The sequence below is a fragment of the Streptomyces sp. 13-12-16 genome (assembly GCF_002114215.1).
GTDB lineage: Bacteria > Actinomycetota > Actinomycetes > Streptomycetales > Streptomycetaceae > Streptomyces.
On sequence record NZ_NCTE01000963.1, the window covers coordinates 1 to 3,122 of the forward strand.

Consider the following 3,122-nt stretch of genomic DNA (forward strand, 5'->3'; position numbering starts at 1 on the left):
CCCGCTCCGCCGGCCCCGCCCGCCGCCCCGCAGGCCTACCCCGCCGCGCCGGCCCCCGCCTGGGGCGCCCCGCACGGCGGCCACCACGGCCACCACCGCCACAAGAGCTTCGGGCACATGCTCTTCTCCAGCTGACGGAGACATGACGAAGCCCCCGGTCGCGGGACCGGGGGCTTCGGGCGGTGTGGACGATACTGGGATTGAACCAGTGACCTCTTCCGTGTCAGGGAAGCGCTCTCCCGCTGAGCTAATCGTCCTCGGGACCACGATCACTCCATGGAGCGAATCATGGGCACTGCGTGCGCGATACTGGGATTGAACCAGTGACCTCTTCCGTGTCAGGGAAGCGCTCTCCCGCTGAGCTAATCGCGCGGGGGATCCGGAGATCCAGGATCCGGAGATCCAAGTGGACGATACTGGGATTGAACCAGTGACCTCTTCCGTGTCAGGGAAGCGCTCTCCCGCTGAGCTAATCGTCCTTGGAGGTGGAGACGGGATTTGAACCCGTGTAGACGGCTTTGCAGGCCGTTGCCTCGCCTCTCGGCCACTCCACCAGGAGTGTAGGGGACCGGGAAGCCCCCTCTTCCTTCGAGCGGACGACGAGGCTCGAACTCGCGACCTCAACCTTGGCAAGGTTGCGCTCTACCAACTGAGCTACGTCCGCCTGTCGTTTCGGTCGGCTTGCGCGTCCCGGCGACGAACTGAACTCTAGCGGATTCCGGGGCCAGTACAAAAACCCGTTTGTGCAGCGTGCTGCGCTGCGCCCGCTCGCGGACGTACCCGGGCCACTGGAACCGCGCCCGCCATAGACTCGTCACGTGCTGGACCTGACACCTCTCGCCCGCTTCGGCGACCGCGTCGCCACCGGCCTCCTCGACGTCACCGACGACCCCGCGGCCCTGGATTCCACGGGGTTCTGGGCCGTCGCCGCCGACTTCGAGGGACGCCTGACCTGCGCCCGCTTCCGGGAGGTCCGGGAACAGCGGGTCCCCGCCCCCGTGCCGGGGGCCTGGCGGGGGCCGGCGGCCGGCGACTGGACGTCCTCGCTCGACCGGGGCGCGTACACGACGGCCGTACGCCGTATCCGCGACCACATAGCCGCCGGCGAGGTCTACCAGGCGAACCTCTGCCGCGTCCTGTCCGCGCCCGTGCCGTCCGGCGCCGACGTGGACGCCCTCACCGCCCTGCTCGCCCGGGGGAACCCGGCCCCGTACGCCGGAACGATTCGTCTGCCCGGCCACGGGGTGGAGATCGCCACCGCGTCGCCCGAGCTGTTCCTGCGGCGGAAGGGACGGGCCGTCGAGTCCGGGCCGATCAAGGGGACCGGGCGGACCGAGGACGACCTGCTGGAGAAGGACTACGCCGAGAACGTGATGATCGTCGACCTGGTCCGCAACGACATCGGACAGGTCTGCGGCACGGGCACGGTGACCGTGCCCGACCTGTGCGCCGTCGAGAAGCACCCGGGTCTCGTCCACCTCGTGTCGACCGTGCGGGGCGAGCTGCGGGACGGCGCGGGATGGCCCGAGCTGCTCGGTGCCGCCTTCCCGCCCGGCTCCGTCACCGGCGCGCCCAAGTCCAGCGCGCTGCGGATCATCGACGCGCTGGAGACGGCGCCCCGCGGCCCGTACTGCGGCGGTGTCGGCTGGGTCGACGCCGACCGCGGCACCGGCGTGCTCGCGGTGGGCATCCGCACCTTCTGGATCGACCGGGCCGCGGGCGGCAACGCCGTCCTGCGGTTCGGCACCGGCGCCGGGATCACCTGGGGCTCCGACCCCGAGGGGGAGTGGCGGGAGACCGAACTGAAGGCCTCCCGGCTGCTCGCGGTAGCGTCGGGGACGTACGAGATGACTGAAGGGACCCAGAGGTGAAGATCTGGCTCGACGGCGGGCTGCAGGACACCGAGTCCGCCCGTGTCTCCGTCTTCGACCACGGACTGACCGTGGGCGACGGCGTCTTCGAGACGGTGAAGGCCGTGGACGGCCGTCCGTTCGCGCTCACCCGGCACCTCGACCGGCTGACCCGGTCGGCCCGCGGGCTCGGGCTGCCCGACCCCGACCTCGACGAGGTCCGCCACGCCTGCGCCGCCGTCCTGGAGGCCAACCCGATGCCGCTCGGCCGGCTGCGCCTCACCTACACCGGCGGCCACGGCCCGCTCGGCTCCGACCGCGGCGAGCACGGTCCGACCCTCGTGGTCGCCCTCGGGGAGACCACCCGCCGCCCCGACTCCACCGCCGTCGTCACCGTCCCCTGGACCCGCAACGAACGCGGCGCGCTCACCGGCCTGAAGACCACCTCGTACGCCGAGAACGTCGTCGCCCTCGCCCGAGCCCACGAGCGGGGCGCGTCCGAGGCGCTGTTCGGCAACACCGTCGGACAGCTCTGCGAGGGCACCGGGTCGAACGTCTTCGTCGTCCTCGACGGCGAGCTCCACACCCCGCCGCTCGCCTCCGGCTGCCTCGCCGGCATCACCCGCGCCCTCGCCGTCGAGTGGACCGGTGCCAAGGAGACCGACCTGCCGCTGGACGTGCTGGGGCGGGCCGAGGAGGTCTTCCTCACCTCCACCCTGCGCGACGTCCAGGCCGTGCACCGCGTCGACGACCGCGAACTGCCCGGCGCCCCCGGCCCGGTGACGGCCAAGGCCATGCGGATCTTCGACGAGCGCTCCGGGGCCGACCTCGATCCGTGACGGGACCGAGGACCGGCTGATCCGGGGAGCGAACGGAAGGGACGGGCCCGCAGGGCCCTCGGACAAGGGCGGTGGCGGGTGACGGGCGAACGGAAGGGACGGGCCCGCAGGGCCCTCGGACAAGGGCGGTGGCGGGTGACGGGCGGGCGGGTAGAACTTCCTCGATGACCACCACCCTGCGGCCGGTCGAGCCGCTTCAGCAGAACCCCGACGGCACGCGTTCGCGCCGCTACCAGGTGTGCGTGAACAGCCGTCCCGTCGGGGCGGTCCATCTCGGCACGCATCCCGTCTTCGGCGATGCCGTCGCCCGGATCACGAGCCTGCGCGTCGAGGAGCCGGACCGCCGGCGCGGCCGGGGCACGGTGGCCGCGCTCGCCGCGGAGGAGGTGGCGCGCGGCTGGGGGTGCCGCCGTATCGAGGCGACGGTTCCCGC

The 3,122-nt window shown here is 72.3% G+C and carries 3 protein-coding genes and 5 tRNA genes; 3 read left to right on the forward strand and 5 right to left on the reverse strand.

Annotated features, from left to right (window positions below; translation table 11 throughout):
* Positions 1–185: 185 nt before the first annotated feature.
* The 5 genes from B7767_RS33050 to B7767_RS33070 all read right to left on the reverse strand — a co-directional run bounded on the left by B7767_RS33050 (position 186) and on the right by B7767_RS33070 (position 664).
* Positions 186–257 (reverse strand) — tRNA-Val (locus B7767_RS33050).
* 43 nt (positions 258–300) lie between these two features.
* Positions 301–372: transfer RNA gene (locus B7767_RS33055), tRNA-Val, on the reverse strand.
* Positions 373–407: 35 nt separating this feature from the next.
* A tRNA-Val gene (locus B7767_RS33060) sits at positions 408–479 on the reverse strand.
* A gap of 1 nt (position 480) precedes the next feature.
* Positions 481–554: transfer RNA gene (locus B7767_RS33065), tRNA-Cys, on the reverse strand.
* A gap of 37 nt (positions 555–591) precedes the next feature.
* Positions 592–664 (reverse strand) — tRNA-Gly (locus B7767_RS33070).
* A gap of 154 nt (positions 665–818) precedes the next feature.
* Here B7767_RS33070 and B7767_RS33075 point away from each other — a divergent pair.
* The 3 genes from B7767_RS33075 to B7767_RS33085 form a co-directional block, all read left to right on the forward strand.
* Positions 819–1,871 carry a chorismate-binding protein gene (locus B7767_RS33075; protein WP_085575333.1) on the forward strand — a complete coding sequence of 351 codons (1,053 nt, stop codon included), beginning with the start codon at positions 819–821 and terminating at the stop codon, positions 1,869–1,871.
* Positions 1,868–2,689: an aminotransferase class IV gene (locus tag B7767_RS33080; protein ID WP_085575334.1), complete on the forward strand. Its 822-nt coding sequence runs from the start codon at positions 1,868–1,870 to the stop codon at positions 2,687–2,689. Before B7767_RS33075 ends, B7767_RS33080 begins: the two co-directional genes overlap by 4 nt.
* 164 nt (positions 2,690–2,853) lie before the next feature.
* Positions 2,854–3,122 (forward strand): GNAT family N-acetyltransferase (locus B7767_RS33085; protein ID WP_143652753.1); only part of this gene is annotated, 269 nt, incomplete at its 3' end.